This is a genomic window from Terriglobia bacterium (assembly GCA_020072565.1).
Lineage (GTDB): Bacteria > Acidobacteriota > UBA6911 > UBA6911 > UBA6911 > JAFNAG01.
The window spans coordinates 1-18,432 of sequence record JAIQGI010000031.1 but is presented as its reverse complement, the minus strand read 5'-3'; the positions used below and the strand labels follow the sequence as shown (position 1 = coordinate 18,432).

Genomic DNA, 18,432 nt, shown 5'->3' with positions numbered 1-18,432 from the left:
CCCGAAATTTCTCGGAGATCCGAAGGAAGCGTTGGACTAGGTTCAGTGTGCGAAGGTTGCTCCCCCTGAGGTGGTCTTGCCGATCATGGGGTACTCTCCAAGCCGCGCACTTCGGGCAGCGCGTAATTGCGATAGCCGTTAGCTCATTATATTGCGCCGGGTTGGTCTTTGATAGCGGATTGCGACCCGGGCGGCCTTGGCCGAATCGGAGGGCGTGTGATTACGCTCAAGAGGCGAGCCAGAAGGAGCGAGGGCCGAGAACTCGGGGATTCCCTGGTATGAGACGAGGATATGTCCACACTCAGATTGCAGACTGGATGAGCCGTTTTGGGCCTCAATTTCACATTACCAGTCAGACGTGGATGTGCCCGAACTGCAGAGCTCACTCGTTTTCGGGTTGTTCATCCCCGGAGAAAGGAGAAACGATGCAAATCCAAGCAAATCAGATGCATGTCCGAGAACAGGCCAGCCTTCTGGCCGCGGCGGAACGCCGAGTGCTGGGGTATCTGGCAGAGCGCATGCCGAACCGGGTAAATTCCGACCACCTGACATTGCTCGGGCTGTGCGCCATGCTTCTGGCCGGCGCTGCCTACTGGGCAGCCAGCTGGAATCGGTTCGCTTTGCTCCTGGTGGTCTGTGCGCTCGCCGTGAACTGGTTTGGAGACAGCCTCGACGGCACGCTGGCGCGGGTGCGCAACAGGCAGAGACCCCGGTACGGCTTTTATGTAGATCATGTGGTCGACCTGGTCGGCACTTTCTTTCTCCTTGGCGGGCTGGCCCTCTCCGGTTTCATGAGCCCTCTGGTGGCACTCGGGATGCTCACCGCCTTCATGATGGTGGAAGCGGAAGTCTATCTGGCAACGCATGTGCGTGGAGTGTTCCGCATGGATTTTCTGCGACTCGGCCCGACGGAGTTGCGCATTATTCTCGCCATCGGCACTCTCTATCTCCTTCATGACCCGACGGTCGGGCTGGGCCCTGCCGGGCGTTTTCTGCTGTTCGATGTCGGGGGAATCGTATCCATCATAGGAATGGCCTTGGCACTGACCGTGTCGGCGATTCGGAACACCATGGCCCTTTACAGGGCGGAACCCTTACCACGATGACAGGAGATTCGCTGTTGCTGCGTCGCAGTTCCGAAGCGTCCCGGGAAATGCCGGCATCGCTGCGCCGCTGGCTGGTATTCAATGCGGTAGGAGCCATGGGTTTCCTGGTGCAATTGGGCACACTGGCCCTCCTTATGGGCTGGCTCGGATGGAACTATGTGCCTGCCACCGCCCTGGCGGTGGAAGCGGCTGTGATTCACAACTTCTTCTGGCATGAGCACTGGACCTGGGCCGATCGCGGCGATCCGGGCTGGACAGGCGCATGCCGGAGATTCCTGAACTTTAATCTCACAAACGGTGTGTTGTCCATCGTGGGAAACCTCATCTTTATGCGCGTCTTTCTCGATACCCTCCTGATTAACTATATCGCGGCCAACTCGCTGGCAATCGTGGTCTGTGCGATTCTGAACTACGTTATCAGCGACCGATGGGTGTTCCGCGGGGCATCGAGGAAGTCAGGCGCTCTTATCCGGAAGGTTCGACCCTCATCTACTCGACCGCTACCCAAGGAGGAGCCATGAACAGCCAGGCAATGCGTCTCATGTTACGCGCGATCCTTTTTTTCGGAGCATTTCTGATGTTGCCGGTCGTGGTGCCGGCAACCGAGCTGCAACCTGCGACCCTGAAAGCCTGGACCGCGTATGTAAAGGCGACCGAGCGGCGAATCGCCGATGAGCTGAAGTCCAACAGGGGATTTCTGGCGCTCGATTTCCAGCCTGGCATTGAGGCGTTGTCCGAGCGGAAGGCCGTACTTGCAGGCGATATACCCGTGAAGAGGATGGAAACGGTGGATCAAGCGGGGGAGAAGATCCTCGTTCTGGGGGGCATGATTCACCACTGGCGTGGGAGCGTGTTCATTCCCGGGGCGGATCTTGGGGATGTTCTTTCGCGGGTAACGAATCCGGCAGTGGAGGACACCTGCCAGGAAGATGTCCTGCGCTCGAGTGTCCTGGAACGCGGGCCCGACTCGGTCCGGATATTTCTCAAGCTGCAACGCTCCAAGTTCATCACGGTGGTTTACAACACCGAGCATATCGTGCAGGTACACCGGTACGGGAAGAACCGGGCGTCAAGCACAAGCGTGGCAACGAGAATTGCCGAGCTGGAAATGCCGAATTCCGAGAGGGAGCGCGAAAAGCCGGAGGGACAAGACCGGGGCTTTCTGTGGCGGTTGAACTCCTATTGGCGCTACGAGCAGGTGCGGGGCGGGATTATAGTCGAGTGTGAGTCCATCACCCTCAGCCGGGCCGTCCCGGCCCTGCTGGAGCCCGTGATCCGTCCCTTGATCGACAGCACTGCGCGCGAGTCAATGCAGCGCACGCTTGGTTCCATGCGCGGGCGTCTGGCCCGCGCCCGCCCACTTGAATGACTCTGCCTGCACGCTGGCACGAAGCACGAGCGAATCTCATTTAGCGGTCTTGTCTTCGGCCGCGAAGGCCGCGCGCGTAGTGGTGGGTTCGATGAGCAGGAAACCTCCCATGCTGCCGACGGCGACACCGAAGATCAACGTGGCCCACACCTCGTGGGCGCCATGAATTGCAATGCCGCCTATCAGGAGCAGTGAGACAAAGAGGATGTCGGCAACGCGAATCCACCGGGAAATGTGCCGGCGCAGATCGACAAGCTCGGCGGGGTAAAATGCCGACGCAAACCAGAGATAGAAGCGCAGGTTGGCCGCAACTCCCACCGCCGCTACGGACATGAAGAAAAACAGCGGTCCCCAGCTGCCGGGCGTCCATACTTTCACCCTCCACATCGGATACAACATCCCATAATACATGCAGCCGACCCAGGCTTGATGAAACTGCCACCACCAGAGCGGGCGCAGCCGCGGAGTGCGAACGGGGACTGCGGCTTGCTCCTGGTCCGGCTGCGAGGGTGTTTGCGATGAAGCGTCGGCACTCTTGAGCCGCTCCAGGTCGGCTACGAGTTCGCGTGTCGCGCCATAGCGCTGTCCCGGGATCTTGTGGAGGCAGCGGCGCACGATCTGATCCAGCTCGGGGGGTACCAGGGGCCGGACGCGCGCAAGCGCGACGGGTTCTGCTTCGAGGATTCGTGCGATTGTCGTTATGGAATCAGTGGCCGCGAATGGATGCTTGCCGGATGCCATTTCGTACAACATGACCCCAAAGGAGAAAATGTCGGTGCGGAAATCGACATCCAGGCCGAGCAGTTGCTCGGGGGAGGAGTACGCGGGAGTGCCCAGAAAGGTGCCGGCGCCGGTCAACCTGCTTGCCAAGGTCGAGTCCTGGTGACGGCTGGCCTGAAACCGGGCCAGTCCGAAATCCAGGATCTTGATAGCGCCTTCCGGGGTTATCATCACGTTTTCCGGCTTGAGATCGCGATGAATGATGCCCTGTTCGTGGGCGGCTGCCAGCGCGCGTGCTACCTCGGTGGCGGTATAGAGCAGGAGCGATGGTGCGAGCAGACCCAGGGCCAGTTCCTCGAAGAGCGTACGACCACGCACATACTCGCAGATGATGTAGAGGTTGCCGCCGTATTCCTCGAGCGCGTACACGGTGGCAATCGCCGGATGTGAAAGGGTCGCAGCAACTCTGGCTTCCCGCCGCAGGCGCTCGCGGTGCTCGGCGTCGCAGGTATGCTGGGGTGTCAGGGCCTTGATGGCCACGGGACGCCCCAGGCGCGTGTCTTCAGCAAGATAGACAACACCCATGCCGCCCTGGCCGAGTTTTTTTGTAACCGCGTAAGGCCCCAGCCTGCGGCCGATCAGCGCGTCACCCGAATCGCTCTTGATCAGTCCTGCTGCGGTCTCGACAGCGGGCTGTTCCAGGAAACTGTCCGCATCCTCGTGGCTGGCGAGCAGGGACTCAACCTCCGTGCGCAGCGCGCCGTCGCCTGCGCACGCTGCGTCAAGGAACGCCGCCCGATGCGCAGGATCCAGTTCGAGTGCCCTGTTGAACACATCTTTGAGCTGCTGCCAGCGTTCCGGCTTCACGTCAGTCTTCCTCTCGCATCTCGCGCTTGAGCCATGCCTTCGCCATGCTCCAACCCCGCTTCACGGTGGCCGGAGAAATCTCCAGGGCTTCCGCGGATTCCTCGATGCTCAGGCCGGCGAAAAAGCGAAGCTCGACGATGCGCGCCTGCTCAGGATCCATCGCAGACAGCCGGGTCAGCGCCTCGTCGAGCGCCAGGAAGTCGATCGATTTCTCTCCGCCGGCTGCAACCGCTTCGTCCAGAGTAATCCGGATCTGCGCACCTCCGCGCTTGGCGGCGTTGCGCGCACGCGCCCGTTCCACGAGAATCTGGCGCATGGAGGTGGCTGCGATGGCGAGAAAATGGGTGCGGTCCTGCCACGGCTGCCGTTTGTCCTTCTTCAATCTCAAATAGGCTTCGTTGACGAGCGCGGTTGCCTGCAGCGATTGCCCCGGCCGTTCCCGCCTGAGATAATGACGAGCCAGCCTTCGGAGTTCGTCATAGACGGCGGGCATGAGTTTGGAGACGGCTCGCCGGTCGGAAGTTTTACTTTTTCCGGTCGTCCTGTCCTTGGAATCCGGCGCACCTGACTTCATCATGGTTCAGCAAAAAGACGAAACAACGGGCTCATGTCCTGTGAGCGAACTGCCCCCCACGAACGGGCGGCGTGGCACCGAGATTATACGCCAGGACCGCGGTGATGCGTCAAATGGTTGCTGATGCAAAGAGCGCGGCGGTTTCAGCGGTGGTATGGTCTCACGCCGGCCTTAATCGTCGGGCACGCCGCGCAAAAAGGCTGCCGAATCTTCAGGCCGGCTCACATTGATGAACATGCCCGAACCCAGCTCGAATCCCGCTGCCTTGGTTATGCGCGGCAGCACGCTCATATACCAGTGATAGTAACGAATGTGGTTCGACTCACGCGGTGCCGTGCGCATCACCAGGTTGAAGTCCGGGTCATTCAGGCCGAAATAGAGCTTGCGCTGAACTGTCCGCAGGATGCGGGCGAAACTCGCAATTTCATCTGCCGAGATGGATCCGAACGAGGCAGAATGCCGGCGCGGGTAGATCCACAAATGAAAGGGCGAGAGCGCCGCAAACGGGATGAACGCGACAAAGTGCTTGTTCTCGGCCACCACTCGTTTCTGATCCCGCAGTTCGTCGTTCAACGTGGCGCAAAAAATGCAGGCGCCGTTATCGTCGTAAAAACGGAGCGCCCATTCGAGACGTTCCCGTACCACGGTGGGGATCACCGGAGTTCCGATGAGCTGCAAGTGAGGGTGAACCAGCGAAGTGCCGGCCGCTGCACCGTGGTTCTTGAACAGCGTGACTGCCTCCACCCGCCGGTCCGCAAACACCCTGTTATAGCGATCGAGACATGCCGCGAGGATCCTCTCAACCTCGGCATCGGTCATGAGCGCCAGCGCAACATTATGTATTGGGCTCTCAACAATGACCTCATGCACGCCTACTCCGGAGATGGTCCGCTTCAGGCCGTCAGTATTCCGTATGAGTTCCCCTTCGGAGGAGAGGGCGGCGAATTTGTTCGGGAATACGCGGACCTGCCAGGAACCGGTTTGCGGGAAACGGTAGGTTTCGGCCGGCGTCATGGCTTCATTGCCGGGACAAAACGGGCAGGTGGGATCATGCTGTGGCAGGTCTTTACGGGGGCCCTCTGCGCTCCTGAACTGGTCCGGGCGTCGTGCGCGCTCAGTTGCGATAATGACCCATTGGCGCGTGATGATGTTCTGGCGGATTTCCGGCATGGCTGTGCCCTCCGGGAAGAATTAGATCCATATGGACAAGCAGAGAAAATGCCCAGGCGCCAGGATGCCAAGAAAGTTCTTCGGCGTCCGGTCGGTCATCGAACCTTGCTTATCCAGCCTTGGTTGCACTCTCGCCGCTCGACGTAATTCATGGCAGGCATTTCTTCAATGCTGATGGATCATACCGGAATGCTTCCTTCAGGAGCGGTGTTTCTCCACGAGCATCTTGTGGAAATCGCATGCTTCGCAGCTATTGTAAGCGAAGAGAGGGAAAATGCTTTAAAATATCGGCGCTCATCCGTTGGGACGGCTGGGCTGTCTATATCGATTCGTGGCTGTTCGAAGAGAATGGGAGACCAATCCGGAAATGGAATTCTTTGATGTAGTGGAGGCAAGACGGTCGATCCGGGCGTTTACCGAACGGGCACCGGAAGAGGAGAAGTTGCGCAGAATAGTCCATACGGCCAACCAGGCGCCATCGGCCGGGAATTTGCAGGCCTACGAGATCTTCGTCGTGAGGGGGGCATCGGACCGCAAGGCACTGGCCCGTGCCTCTCTGGGGCAGGAATTCGTAGCCGGAGCACCTGTGTCACTGGTGTTCTGTGCCCGGCCGGCACGCGCGGCTCCAAAATATGGACGGCGAGGCACGCAGCTCTATGCTACGCAGGACGCCACCATCGCGTGCACCTATGCGATGCTTGCCGCCACCGCCCTTGGGCTGGCCACAGTGTGGGTCGGCGCCTTCCACGACGATGAAGTGCGGCGCGCAATCCGCGCCTCAGAGGAGATCATACCCGTGGCGATTTTGCCGATCGGGTATCCGGCAGAGAAGCCGGAACCGACCTCGCGCCGCGCCATCGAGGATCTGGTCCACGAACTATAAATTGCCGGAGAATGGAGAAAGGCAGGAGACTGACGCAGAGGCTGCGGAGGGCAGCAGAGCGTGCGGAGAGTTCGGGATTGTGGTTAAGATGCTCTTTGCTCTCTGCTGCCCTTCGCGGCCTCAGCGCTGAGCCATTGAAGCTCGAGCTGGCTTTCACGCGCGCGGGGCTGCTCCGTTTCTGCTATCTGCCGTAGCCGGGACCGCGCAGGACTTTTCCGGGAAGCGCATCGGTCATCTTGGTGCCGTCGATGACGGGCACTCCGTTGACCAGCACATAGTGCATGCCCTCGGCAAGCCGGTTCGGATTCTCGAACGTCGCCAGGTCGCGGATTGTCTCAGATCTCGGATTGCCCCAGCATATCGATGAAGCCCGGCGCTACCACCATGCCGGCGGCGTCCAGAACGCGCTTGCTACGCATTTCCCTGCCCCATTCTTGCCCTCGGCAATTTTGCCCTCTGTTTATGTCATTCATGTCATGGGTGACTGGTTATTTCCCCCGCGTCTGAACCACAGAGGATGCGCCCCTTTCTTCTTGCTTGCCCTGCAGGATGCTCTTATTCTGGAAGGCGTCATCACCCATGGAGAGATTTCTTATGAAACCAATCTATCGGATTCTGATTCCGATCCTATTGTGCACAGGCTTCCTCGGCATGGCCCAAACCGGTGTGAATCCTGTTCCCGATTTGGGAGTGCCGTCGACGACCGGAGTGGTCGTATCGACCTCGTCATTTGCTTCCGATGTGGGTGCCGCTATCCTTCACAAGGGCGGCAACGCTGTGGATGCCGCGGTTGCGACCGCGTTTGCTCTGGCGGTTACCCATCCCGCGGCGGGGAATATCGGTGGTGGCGGATTCATGATTGTTCGCGAGGTTTCGGGGAAAGCCGTTGCCTTTGATTATCGTGAAAAGGCGCCGTTGAAATCCAAGCCGGATATGTACCTGGACGCACAAGGCAAGATCGACCGCAAACTCACAAACGAAGGGTATCTGGCTCCGGGAGTGCCGGGCACCGTGCGCGGCCTCGAACTCGCCCACAAACGCTACGGCAAGCTTCCCTGGAAAGATGTCGTCGCCCCAGCCGTGCAACTGGCAGGAGATGGATTCGTCATGCCGCGGGGCCTGGCGAATGAGCTCAACCGGCAGCTCGGCGGCGTCATGGGCAGATACCCCTCGTCGGTCGAGGCCTACGGCAAGCCCGGCGGAGGGAAGTGGACCGAGGGCGACCGCATCGTCCTGAAAGACCTCGCAAAAACGTTGGCCGCCATAGCCGACAAAGGCGCCGATGTCTTTTATAAGGGTTGGATTGCAGACCGGGTCGCTGAAGACATGAAGGCCAACGGCGGATTGATCACGAAAGCAGACCTGGCCGCGTACAAGGCAAAGATACGCACGCCTGTGACCGGCCGCTATCGCGGTTACGCGCTTATCTGCATGCCGCCCCCCTCTTCGGGAGGCGTCGGGCTGATCGAGATGCTCAATATCCTGGAAAACTTCGACCTGAAGAGGAACGGACGCTTTGCCCCGGAGACTCTGCACCTGATGATCGAGGCGATGCGCCGGGCCTATCTCGACCGGGCGCGGTTTCTAGGGGATCCGGACTTCGTGCGGGTTCCGGTGGCAAAACTTACTTCGAAGAAATATGCGAAGGATCTGGCCGCGACGATTAATCCCGCCAGGGCATCAAGCAGCGTCGAGCTCGGCAAGGATATCGTGACCAGGGCCCAGCCTGGGGAGAGCGACGAAACGACCCACTTCTGCGTAATCGACAAAGACGGCATGGCTGTTTCCAACACCTTCACGTTGGAAGGGGGCTACGGTTCCAGGGTGGTGGTCAAAGGTGCTGGCTTTCTGCTCAACAACGAAATGGGCGACTTCAATAAGAAGCCCGGCGAAACCAACGTCACCGGCGACATCGGCACCCAAGCCAACCTGATCGTCCCTGAAAAGCGCATGTTGAGCTCCATGACACCAACCATTGTGACGCGCGACGGCAAGGTCGTGCTGATCACCGGCTCGCCCGGCGGGCGGACCATTATCAACACGGTTCTCAGCATTGTTCTGGGCGTCCTGGAATTCGGCATGAACGGCCGCGAGGCGGTCGACTCCGCGCGGATGCACCATCAGTGGCTCCCCGACGAAACCACATTCGAGGAAGGGGCGATTCCTGCGGATGTGGCGGCGCGGCTAAAGGGTATGGGGCACAACGTCAGGATGCAGGGAAGACAGGGCGACGGGAATTCAATACTTGTCGACCCGGTGAGCCGGGTGGCTTACGGCATCAATGACAGGCGCAGTTCCGATTCGAAGGCATCGCGCTAACCCGGTCGCGAGCAGCATAGAATCTAAACGCAGAGGGCGCAGAAAAGAGTCCTTTCTCTGCGCCCTCAGCGTTGATATTTGATGTCGCCGGTTGACTTGCTTCTTCTTCTCTATTACCTGCAGGATATTGCGGGCATTTTCGAGGGTCTTGTCGTCCTTTCCCGCCTGCAGGTACTTGGTGAGATACTCCTTGGCCTTGGCATAGTCCTTCTTGTTGAAGTAATACAATGAACCCAGCTCGAAGTAGGCCTCGGGAATCAGAGGTTCGGTTTTTATCACCTGTTGGAAGGCCATAATGGCCAGATCTTCGGTCTCGGGCTTCTTGGCCCAATCCTGGCCGAGCTTGAAAATGGGAATGCCGGCCTGAGCATAAGCGGCAAAGGCCTGATCGTACTGCTTGTCATTGAGGTATTGCTCCGCCACTATCTTGTAGTGGTCGGCCAGGGCCTGCTTGTATTTGGGCGCATCCTGCGGCGGCGCCAGTTGTATGGCGCGATTATAGGCTTCCACAGCGGCGTCTGCCTGTTTGAGCTGAGTGCGTGATCTGCCGATCTGGACCCAGACGCTTGCCTGCAACGCAGGATCAGGGAGCAGCGGCAGCGCCTCTTCATATTTCTTGAGGGCGCCGGCATAGTCCTTACTGTTATACATGGTATCCCCCTGATCGGCGACCGCCTTAGCCTTCTCCAAGACGGCATTGTCGCCAAGGCGCTTCTTCAGGTCCAGATAGCCCTTATCCTCAGGCCTGAGTGCGATCGCCTTGTCGGCTGCCTTTCCGGCAGCATCCCACTGCTTGTCGTATCCCAGCGAGAGCGCCAGGCCGTAGAAAGCGTCGGGATCCGTGGGGATCAACTTTACTGCTTCTTCAAATTTGGTGATTGCCAGCTTGTAGTTCTTTTGGGTCAATTCATCGTTGCCTTCGACCTTCAGCTTCAGGCCCGGCAGCATGGTAAGCATGGTCTTGGCGTTGTTTTGAACTGTCGCAAAGGGGCTCGGCGCGGGCGGCGTGCCTTTGGGATCCTTGGGCGGCGGCGGTGTGCCCATCACGAGCGCGGTGGCCATGTCATAGGATTTCTGAAAACTCTCCTTGGCGAGATCCCACTTCTTTTCCTGGGCCAGATTCACAGCGTAGTAGAAAAGCGCGTCGGGATTCGACGGACTCATGTCGAGAGAGTCACGGAACAGCTTCTCCGCTTCTGCATATTTCTGCTCGTTCAGCAAGCCTACTGCCTGCTTCAGCAATTCGAACGCTTTGGCATTCAGCGCATCATCCTCCCAATAGAACTTCTTCAGAGGATCCCCTACCGGACACTTGACCGTGATGTTTTCCTGCGCGCTGTTTTTGAGGAAGACCGGCTCATACAGACCCGGTGCGAGGCCCTCCGGTCGCACCACGACCCGATAGGCGCCATCCTCGAGCTTCTCGTAATGTGCTATTCCGGTGGCGTCTGCTTTCGCGTCCTTGAATTTTCCGCCGGTGCCGAACGCCATGATCTGCACTTTGGCCCCGACAAGGGCTTTGCCCGAGTCATCCACGCACTTGACGTTCAGCGTGTTGGTGGCAGCAGCGAAAATCGTCCCGGTCAGGAACAGGATTGAAAGGAGAAGACCGAATCCAAATAATGACCTGCTAGTTAGTGATTTCATCGCGACCGTCTACATAATTGGGTTAATGTTTTAGAAATTTCAGCCACGCTCGCTTCCCATCACGCTGGGGCCGCTCCTCCCAAGGAGGAAATCCGGATTCCTCATCCAAGTATGCCTGGCAGGAAGCGCGTATGCGCGGCGGCGTGTATTATGACACAGGTCATGCTTTTACAAAGGAAAAGATTTATCGGAAATCTCCGGCTTCTGAGGCAGCGTGCGCGGACCGGATGGTGCGATCAGGCGGGGAGACGACCAGCCGACGGCGCCTGCTGTCGATCTCGCGGAGAAAAATGGGCATGGGGTCCGCACAATTTCTGAGGGGAGCGCGACAGCAAGCAGCCGCACGTCGAAGCCGCTTCCGTTGAACGACAAGGTTTTGAGGTGCCAGACTAGTAAATTGGGTGACGAGCGGATGAGCGTCTCAACAGCGGGCGCACTGAGCATGGATGGATTGGGCCACGATTCTGCTGGCAGCATCTGCAGTCGTCTACTATCAATATGCCAAGATGGATGCCGGGTACACAGCAACCCGCATGATTCCGATAAGCGGCCTGGTGCTCAGTCAGCGGGGCATGCACGAATTCGAAATGCGCCGGCCGGCCAAGTCGGGACTCCACATGCAAACAGGACGGCGAAATCCTTGTGAATGTGGTGGATGACGGTGTAGGATTCGATATCAGCAGCAGTCGGCCGGGTCGAGCCGGCGGTTTCGGCCTCTTCAGTATCCGCGAGGGATTGCACGGTCTCGGTGGCCGGCTCCCGGTTGCCTCAAAGTCCGGCAGCGGAACCAGCGCGACGCTGGTCGCGCTGCTCAGGCAAAAAGAATTTTCAGCAAGGGAGGGATCTAAATGAGTATCAAGATTCTCCTGGCGGACGATCACAAAATTGTGCGGGACGGCTTGCGCGCTTTGATCGAGAAGCAGCCGGACATGGAAGTCGTGGCCGAAGCAGCCGACGGCAGAACCGCCGTGCGCCTCGTCAAGGAGCTATTGCCCGACGTTGTGATCATGGATATCAGCATGCCGGACCTCAACGGCATAGAGGCCGCCAGGCAAGTGGTGGCCGACACCCCCCGAGTGAAGATCATCACATTGTCAATGCATTCAGACAGCCGGTTTGTCAAAGAAGTATTCAAGGTAGGCGCTTCGGGCTATCTCCTCAAGGAATGTGCCTTCGAGGAACTTGCCAATGCCATCCATACTGTGGCTGCCGACCAGATCTACCTGAGCCCGCACATCACTCACGTCGTGCTCAACGACTATTTGAGCAAACTTCCCATGGCGGAGGCTTCCGTCTTTTCCGTGCTGACTGCCAGGGAGAGGGAGGTGCTTCAGCTCATGGCCGAAGGAAAGACCACCAAGGAGATTGCCTATTCCCTGGAACTGAGCGTCAAGACCGTCGAAGCGCACCGTCAGAAAATCATGGAAAAATCAAACATCCACAGCGTCGCCGAGCTTACCAAGTATGCAATCCGCGAAGGACTCACCTCTCTCGAATCCTGATTTGGATATCGCCCGTGGCCTCATTCCTCGAATTTTCAGGGAAAATCTCCCGCTCGGAACCCTGGCCTCTATCGACCCCGCGCTCCTCAGATTCAACTAATTGACTGCATTCAAGCAGATTAGGCTATCGGGACCCTTCCGGCACAGTGTTTGCTTTGTTGATTGGGGTCGTCCCCGCAGCCGGGGCACAACTATCCTGAGACTCCGACGGGTTAAGAACTGACGCAGAACCTGCCTCTCAGGGTGCAAATGCGGACTTGATTTCAGCAGGGGAGCACCATGCTGGATGGGCGTATCACAACTTGGGAAATACTGGGATGGCTGGCGGGCCTGCTCATCATTGTTCTCATCGACGCGATCAGGGAACTGCGGCCGGCGCGGGGCGTAAATCGGGGCCTCTGTGCCGCGATGGGGCAGAACGCCGCTTTTGATGGGGAAGCCCGGGCGGCGCAGGAGTTGTTTGACAAATCGGCGGACGAAGAGCTTTTTCCGGAGCTTAAGCCGCATCGTGCGCGGCAGGGCGGCTCAATGGCTGCGGAGGAACTGCTCGGAAAGTCGGCCTGACTTCGTCCCGCCCATATCCCCATCAAATCTATGCAGTGGCGCGCCTGCCTGGAGAGATTCCCGGTCAGCGATTATTTCTTAATCCGCGATGGTTGGCGTTCGAGGTCGATTTTTTTCAGGCGATCGAGTTCGTCCGTGAGTTTCTTAATCTTTTCTTCCCGCGTCTTGGCCTCTGTTTTCATCTTTTCGATTTCCGTCTGCAAGCTGAGGATGAACCGGGCTTCCGCGCTGTAAGGGCTTCGCGGAAACTGGGAGACGAGGCGCTTGAACTGCTCTTCGGACTTCTCCAGCGACTTGGCTCGGCACTCGGGAGACGAGCATGAGAGCGTGTACAATATCCCCAGCCTGAACATGGCTACGTCCTTATACTGGATGACGGGATCTTCCCGGAGATATCTTTCATAGAAACGGATCGCTTCCGCATACTTGCCGCTCTGGAAACTTGCCTCTCCATCGCGGAAGCTCCTTGGGAGTGGCGGTTCGGGTGGAGCGGGAAGCCGTGAAGGCGGCAGCGGCAGCTCGGGCCAGGTCGCCGGCACCGGGACCGGCGGCGGGGAAACCGGCACCGGCTGCAACACCGGAGGAGGAGTAGCAAGCGGACCTACCGGTTTCTTGTGGCAAGCGGATACCCACATGGAAATTGCCAGGATTGACAGGGCCAGACTCTTCGTTTTCATCCGCTCAGCTCAGACCATTCCGTAATTCTCAGATCGGTGATGATGCCCGGTACGTAACTTCGCCGCCGCTTTCCCCCGGGGGAATCATAAGATAGAAAATGCTGCCCCCCTCAGGATTGTCTTCGACCCAGAGCGCACCGCGGTGCGCCTCGGCGATGGTGCGGGAGATCGCCAAGCCGAGGCCTGCACCCTGACCCGGTATCTTCTTCCCCTGCTTTACTTGATGAAACTTCTCGAAGATCTTTTTCTTGTGCTGATCGGGCACGCCCGGGCCGGAATCCGCGACGGTCACCAGCGCGAATTCCTTCCCGTCGGCAGGGAATAGGACTTTCCCGCGCCAGAACTCCGGCATTCCAGCCGGAATTTGAGGCGCCCGCGCCACGCGCACGCGGATCGCTTTGCCCCTCGGGGAAAACTTGACTGCATTGCCCAGCAGATTCCTGATGATCTGCAGGATCCGATCCCCGTCACATTCTACCATCAGGGGTTGTTCGGGGACTTCAAGTTCCAGTGTCAGATCCCTTTCGCCCGCAACAGGCTGCAGCTCTGCTGCCGCAGTCCGGGCCAGACCGGCCAGATCGTTGCTTTTCAGTTCGTACTCCAGCACTCCCGCTTCCATGCGCGAGAGATCGAGGAGGTTGCCGATCATGGCGGAGAGCCGCTGCCCGCTCGCGAGGTTGAGTTCAAGCAGGCGCCGCTGTTTGTCGCCCAGCGGGCCGGGGAGCTGCTCGAGCAGAAGCTGGATCGTTTCCTGCATGGACGCCAACGGCACTTTCAGCTCGTGGGATACGTGCGCCACGAAGTCCTTTTTCATCTGATCAAGCTCGTTCAGGCGGTGGGTCATGGTGTTGAAATCCTTGGCGAGCTGCCCGAACTCGTCGCGCCGGGTCGTGTCCAGACGGTAGAAGAATTTTCCTTCCGTGATCGCACGAGTGCCTTGCGTGAGCTGCTTCAGCGGCGCCGAGATGGACTGGACGATCAGCAGGGAGACCAGGGCGCTCAACAGCAGCGCGACCGCCGCCACGATCCAGGAAATGGTTTCGGCCAATCTGCTGGTGCGCAGGAAGACGCTGACTTCGGCGTTGATCCCGTTCATGGCCTCCTGGTAGGCGCTGCGGATCTCGTTTTTCAACTGCTCCAGCTGATCGACCAGGACACCGGGCACGCCCAGAGTTTCCTGGGATTGCAGTGCAAGCTGCTGGCGCGAGAGCTCCGTTGTAAAGGTCGACCAGGCACGGAAAAGCCTCGCGGAATTTGAATTATCCAGGTCGGTCTCGAAGTTGGTGCAATATTCCTGGAGCCGGTCCCGGTAGCCCGGATCATCCGAGGCGAACGACTTTTTCGTAAACTCCTCCACCAGATCGATGTCGCGTCTCATTTCCAGCGCGTTATAGGCGGCGTCGAAGTTGACTTCCTTAATATTCTTGATGATCTTCTGCATCCGGTGAATGGTGAAGACCTGGTAGCCCAGCAGTCCCGCCATCAGGGTGATGAGAATCCCGTAACCCGAAATGATCTTTGTGGATATCTTCATTATCGGACGCCAGCGTTTCTGCCGGGATCTGAGATCTCCGGTGCGCTACTCGAGCCCATAAAACTTGAGCTTGTTGCGGATGGTCTTCACGTCGATGCCCAGCTGACGTGCTGCCTCCGCCTTGTTCTGGCCTGTGTTCTCCAGGGTCTTCAGGATCAGCTCCTTCTCGGCCTCAGCGGCCGTGACGCCGATGGGAAGCACGATCTTCGCGCCGGAGCCGGCGTGAGGCGTCACGACATACGCAGGAAGATGACTGCTCTCGATCCACTTGCCGCGCGCCAGGATGACGGCCCGCTCCATGACATTCTTCAACTCCCGCACGTTGCCAGGCCATGGGTAGGCTTTGAGCAGCTCGACCGCCTCCTCGCGCAGCCCTTCGACCCTGGTATCATGTTTCCGGTTGAACTCGCGCATGAAGTAATGTGCCAGCAACGCAATGTCCCCCTTGCGCTCGCGCAGCTGGGGCAGCGCGATGGTGAAAACATTGAGCCGATAGTACAAATCCTCGCGCAGCCGGCCGCCTTCCACAGCAGCCCAGGGATGCTTGTTGGTGGCGGCGATCACGCGCACGTCGACGGAAAACTCGTGGCTGCCGCCCACACGGCGCACCCGGCGATCCTCGATCACACGCAGCAGCTTGGGTTGGAGCGCCAGGGGCATTTCCGCGATTTCGTCCAGAAACAACGTTCCCCGGTTCGCCAACTCGAAGCAGCCCGCGCGCAATCCGATGGCTCCGGTAAAAGCGCCTTTCTCATGGCCGAGAATTTCACTCTCCATGAGGTTCTCCGGAATCGCCGCGGCGTTCACGGCGATGAACGGTCCCGTCGAGCGGCTGCTCATCTGATGAATCGTGCGTGCCGCGAGCTCTTTGCCGGTGCCGCTCTCCCCGGTGATGATGACGGACGCATCCGTAGAACTCAGGCTCTGGATGAGACTGTAGACTTCGCGCATGGCTTTGCTGCTGCCGACGAAATTGCCGAAGCCGCCCTGATCCAGCTGGGAAAGGAGGCGCTGGGATTTGCGTCGGAGTTCCAGGTCATTCTCCGCAACCTGCAGGATGGCCCGTAATTTGCCATAATCCAGAGGCTTTGTGACGAAGTCCTGCGCACCCTGTTTCATGGCTTCTACCGCCAGGTCGATGCTGCCCTGCGCGGTCACCAGCACGACCGGACGGTCGGCACGATCCGCCTTGAGGGAGCGCAGCAGGTCCAGTCCCGAAAGCTCCGGCATCACCACATCAGAGATAATAATGTCGGGATCGTAGCTCAGCGCCAAATCCTGAGCCTCGAGGCCGTCGCAGGCGCTGCGCACGTCGAAGCCCCATCCCTGCAGACGCATCTCCAGGACTTCTCTCATGGCCTCTTCGTCATCCACCACCATTATCTTCGTCTTACGGTTGATCATGCCGACTACCTGTATTCAGTTGCAGGAAACATCACGCCAGCGCAGGCTGTCACGCGAATTCTCCGTTCGGCCATGGATTTGCAGACGCCAGCATGGGCGTCAGGGAATCAGGTTTCTGCTGCAGTGTTCTGGCGGGTGCTTTTTGAGGTCTCATGGCTCCGAGTCGGGCATGTGTGATCGCAAGCCCCCCTGTGAATGCCTAGTATACCCGTGAGCCGAGTGCGGGAGAAGGTCAATTTGCGGGAAAATTTCCCCGCTCTACAAATTTGGATGTCCCCCCGCTCCCCTGATTGTGCGGACACGATCCGGGGCACAGGGGGACGTCACGATCTCTTAGTAGGCAAACATCTTTCGGACGGCGAAGCCGTCGCAATCGCACCACCCTTTCTGGCGTCTTTCGTCCCATTGCATACAACCGAATGACGGATGGTGCTCGTATCGGTAGTGCCCACAGCGGCATCTTTGCTGATAATCGACCTTGGCTTGAGTGACCCGGAGAGGTGAAACCAATTGGATTCTCGTTGCCGTTGCCATCCTGCTGCTCCTTTCATTACTTCACAGTTACAGGTATTGCGGACTTAGACCTTTCCATTTCCAGGCAGATGGGCGAGCGGTCGAGCGGTGATGCGAATCTGATCGTGGATGGTATTGCAGAATTTGCTGTGCCTTCGCTGGCAGACATGCAATGCATTCCTGACCCGAGCTGCACTTATAAGCCTGAACAAACAACAATATTTGCGATACGGGCGGAGTTGAGGCTCCGCTGCGTTGGGCCGGTGCCGCGCTCCAGCGCCGGCCGGCACCCGGAAATAACTCCGGGCGGGCTAAAAGACTCGCCGGGCCCGAATCCCGGCAGGCCAAAATGGAGCGCCCCACTCACCGATGTAAGATTGGTCCCCCCGGGCCAACCGCGGTCGCCGGCGGGCGGGGCGCGAACCCTATTGATTCGGCGCAATTTCGCTGGTGGTCCGGAATTTCAGCACCTTTTCCGCAGAAAAGGCTGCATTCTTCCTGCCGGCAGCATAGGCCCCAGCCGTTCCGGCATCAGCCCCGGATGCCGCGCCGATTGCAGCACCCTTGCCGCCGCCCGCGATCGCTCCAATGACGGCTCCCACCGCTGCGCCGCCCCCGATGAGGGCGCCGTTTTGTTTCTCATGGCTTTGACTCACAACCGAGATCTTGGTGGTGCTGACGCGGTCCCAGCTCCCACTCGAATCCTGGATGGCGTCCAATGTGATCTTCAGAAAAACATCTAAATGCCGATAATGCCGCCTATGCAGCGGCACGCGCTCCTGGCCATACCCATGCAACGGCCGTGCCAACCGCGTGAAACGGCGGGGCCAAGCCAGCCAAGGCTTTCGTGATTCATCCACCCATGCGGAGAGTGCAAATCAGGGAATTTCTCCCTGACTTGCGGTTTTCGATTCGGTTCCTGCCTCGAAAATAGACTTTGTCGAGCGTGGTCGGGCCGCCCGCGTCCCTCCTCTCCTGTCTGTTGATTCCGCTGCTCGCGCCGCGACAAGCGCCTTCGATCCCCTGTGCTAAGGTGGCTGCGATTGAGACGCCCGTGACTGGCGGGACCGTAGCGCCCATGCCGGGATCCTCGCGTGCGCCGGCCACGGACTGGGCCTCAATCTCCCGGCAGGCCCTGCTGCTCATACTCGCTGCAGGCTGCGCGATCCGGGTCGGCTGGCTGGCGCTCGGGCTGCTGAAACTGAGGCTATTACGCCGCAAGGCGCATCGCCTTCAGGTGCTGCCCCCGGAGGTGGAGCAGAGGGCGCCCCACATCGGCCGCGCCGTTGAGATTCTGATCTCGCCGGAAATTCCCGGTCCTGCAACTTACGGCGTTGTGCGCTCCACTTCAAGCTGTAGTTCCGAAGCCGGGTTCAATGCTCATTCTGAAATCCCTGTTTTTTGTCCAACAGGGCCTTGATTTCGGCGGGAAGATCGAAGCGGTCCTTATAGTTGGTCTGCACCCGATTTTGGGTGCAGAGCATTCCCCAGCATTGTCCAGAGCCGGGAGTGCAATTTTTCGAGATGGTTCCTTGTTCCGTTGTTGAAGGGCGGACCGACCACGATTATGCTCAAACGAACAT

The 18,432-nt window shown here is 59.0% G+C and carries 16 protein-coding genes; 8 read left to right on the top strand and 8 right to left on the bottom strand.

All coding sequences use genetic code 11. From position 1 onward, the window contains the following. Positions 1-425 precede the first annotated feature (425 nt). The 3 genes from LAP85_18570 to LAP85_18560 are packed head-to-tail and all read left to right on the top strand — an operon-like array spanning position 426 to position 2,475. Complete coding sequence (locus LAP85_18570; GenBank protein MBZ5498407.1) at positions 426-1,106, top strand: CDP-alcohol phosphatidyltransferase family protein; 681 nt, start codon at positions 426-428, stop codon at positions 1,104-1,106. A gap of 14 nt (positions 1,107-1,120) precedes the next feature. Next, a complete protein-coding gene (locus LAP85_18565; GenBank protein MBZ5498406.1) occupies positions 1,121-1,627 on the top strand; it encodes a GtrA family protein in 507 nt (168 codons plus the stop codon). Beyond that, positions 1,624-2,475, top strand: a complete 852-nt coding sequence (locus LAP85_18560) for a hypothetical protein (protein ID MBZ5498405.1) — start codon at positions 1,624-1,626, stop codon at positions 2,473-2,475. The genes LAP85_18565 and LAP85_18560 overlap by 4 nt, the downstream gene beginning before the upstream one ends. 36 nt (positions 2,476-2,511) lie before the next feature. Here LAP85_18560 and LAP85_18555 read toward each other — a convergent pair whose 3' ends face one another. The 3 genes from LAP85_18555 to galT form a co-directional block, all read right to left on the bottom strand. After that, positions 2,512-4,062 carry a serine/threonine protein kinase gene (locus LAP85_18555; protein MBZ5498404.1) on the bottom strand — a complete coding sequence of 517 codons (1,551 nt, stop codon included), beginning with the start codon at positions 4,060-4,062 and terminating at the stop codon, positions 2,512-2,514. A 1-nt stretch (position 4,063) separates the two neighbouring features. Next, on the bottom strand, positions 4,064-4,636 hold the full coding sequence (locus tag LAP85_18550) for a sigma-70 family RNA polymerase sigma factor (GenBank protein ID MBZ5498403.1): 573 nt from the start codon (positions 4,634-4,636) through the stop codon (positions 4,064-4,066). 171 nt (positions 4,637-4,807) lie between these two features. Then, positions 4,808-5,806 carry a galactose-1-phosphate uridylyltransferase gene (galT, locus tag LAP85_18545; GenBank protein MBZ5498402.1) on the bottom strand — a complete coding sequence of 333 codons (999 nt, stop codon included), beginning with the start codon at positions 5,804-5,806 and terminating at the stop codon, positions 4,808-4,810. Positions 5,807-6,173: 367 nt separating this feature from the next. On the opposite strand from galT, the gene LAP85_18540 reads away from it, so the two are divergent. Both LAP85_18540 and ggt read left to right on the top strand, forming a co-directional pair. After that, positions 6,174-6,689, top strand: coding sequence for a nitroreductase family protein (locus LAP85_18540; GenBank protein MBZ5498401.1), 516 nt, complete (start codon positions 6,174-6,176; stop codon positions 6,687-6,689). 594 nt (positions 6,690-7,283) lie between these two features. Next, on the top strand, positions 7,284-9,008 hold the full coding sequence (gene ggt / locus LAP85_18535; GenBank protein MBZ5498400.1) for a gamma-glutamyltransferase: 1,725 nt from the start codon (positions 7,284-7,286) through the stop codon (positions 9,006-9,008). Here ggt and LAP85_18530 read toward each other — a convergent pair. Beyond that, positions 8,928-10,655, bottom strand: coding sequence for a tetratricopeptide repeat protein (locus tag LAP85_18530; GenBank protein MBZ5498399.1), 1,728 nt, complete (start codon positions 10,653-10,655; stop codon positions 8,928-8,930). The genes ggt and LAP85_18530 overlap by 81 nt on opposite strands. An 848-nt stretch (positions 10,656-11,503) precedes the next feature. On the opposite strand from LAP85_18530, the gene LAP85_18525 reads away from it, so the two are divergent. Together LAP85_18525 and LAP85_18520 are read left to right on the top strand one after the other, a co-directional pair. Continuing rightward, the gene (locus LAP85_18525) at positions 11,504-12,157 is read left to right on the top strand and encodes a response regulator transcription factor (GenBank protein MBZ5498398.1); all 654 of its coding nucleotides are present in this window, start codon (positions 11,504-11,506) and stop codon (positions 12,155-12,157) included. A 279-nt stretch (positions 12,158-12,436) separates the two neighbouring features. Beyond that, complete coding sequence (locus tag LAP85_18520) at positions 12,437-12,721, top strand: hypothetical protein (GenBank protein ID MBZ5498397.1); 285 nt, start codon at positions 12,437-12,439, stop codon at positions 12,719-12,721. 71 nt (positions 12,722-12,792) lie between these two features. On the opposite strand, the gene bamD is transcribed toward LAP85_18520, so the two are convergent. The 4 genes from bamD to LAP85_18500 all read right to left on the bottom strand — a co-directional run bounded on the left by bamD (position 12,793) and on the right by LAP85_18500 (position 17,622). Beyond that, complete coding sequence (gene bamD / locus LAP85_18515) at positions 12,793-13,398, bottom strand: outer membrane protein assembly factor BamD (GenBank protein MBZ5498396.1); 606 nt, start codon at positions 13,396-13,398, stop codon at positions 12,793-12,795. Between the two features lie 28 nt (positions 13,399-13,426). Then, positions 13,427-14,932 (bottom strand): HAMP domain-containing protein, encoded by a 1,506-nt coding sequence (locus LAP85_18510; GenBank protein ID MBZ5498395.1) that lies wholly within the window; start codon positions 14,930-14,932, stop codon positions 13,427-13,429. A 45-nt stretch (positions 14,933-14,977) separates the two neighbouring features. After that, positions 14,978-16,336, bottom strand: a complete 1,359-nt coding sequence (locus tag LAP85_18505; GenBank protein ID MBZ5498394.1) for a sigma-54 dependent transcriptional regulator — start codon at positions 16,334-16,336, stop codon at positions 14,978-14,980. Positions 16,337-17,274: 938 nt separating this feature from the next. Then, positions 17,275-17,622, bottom strand: coding sequence for a hypothetical protein (locus LAP85_18500; protein MBZ5498393.1), 348 nt, complete (start codon positions 17,620-17,622; stop codon positions 17,275-17,277). 281 nt (positions 17,623-17,903) lie between these two features. Between LAP85_18500 and LAP85_18495 the strand changes: the two genes are divergently transcribed. Beyond that, positions 17,904-18,269, top strand: a complete 366-nt coding sequence (locus tag LAP85_18495; protein ID MBZ5498392.1) for a hypothetical protein — start codon at positions 17,904-17,906, stop codon at positions 18,267-18,269. The last annotated feature ends 163 nt before the right edge of the window (positions 18,270-18,432 follow it).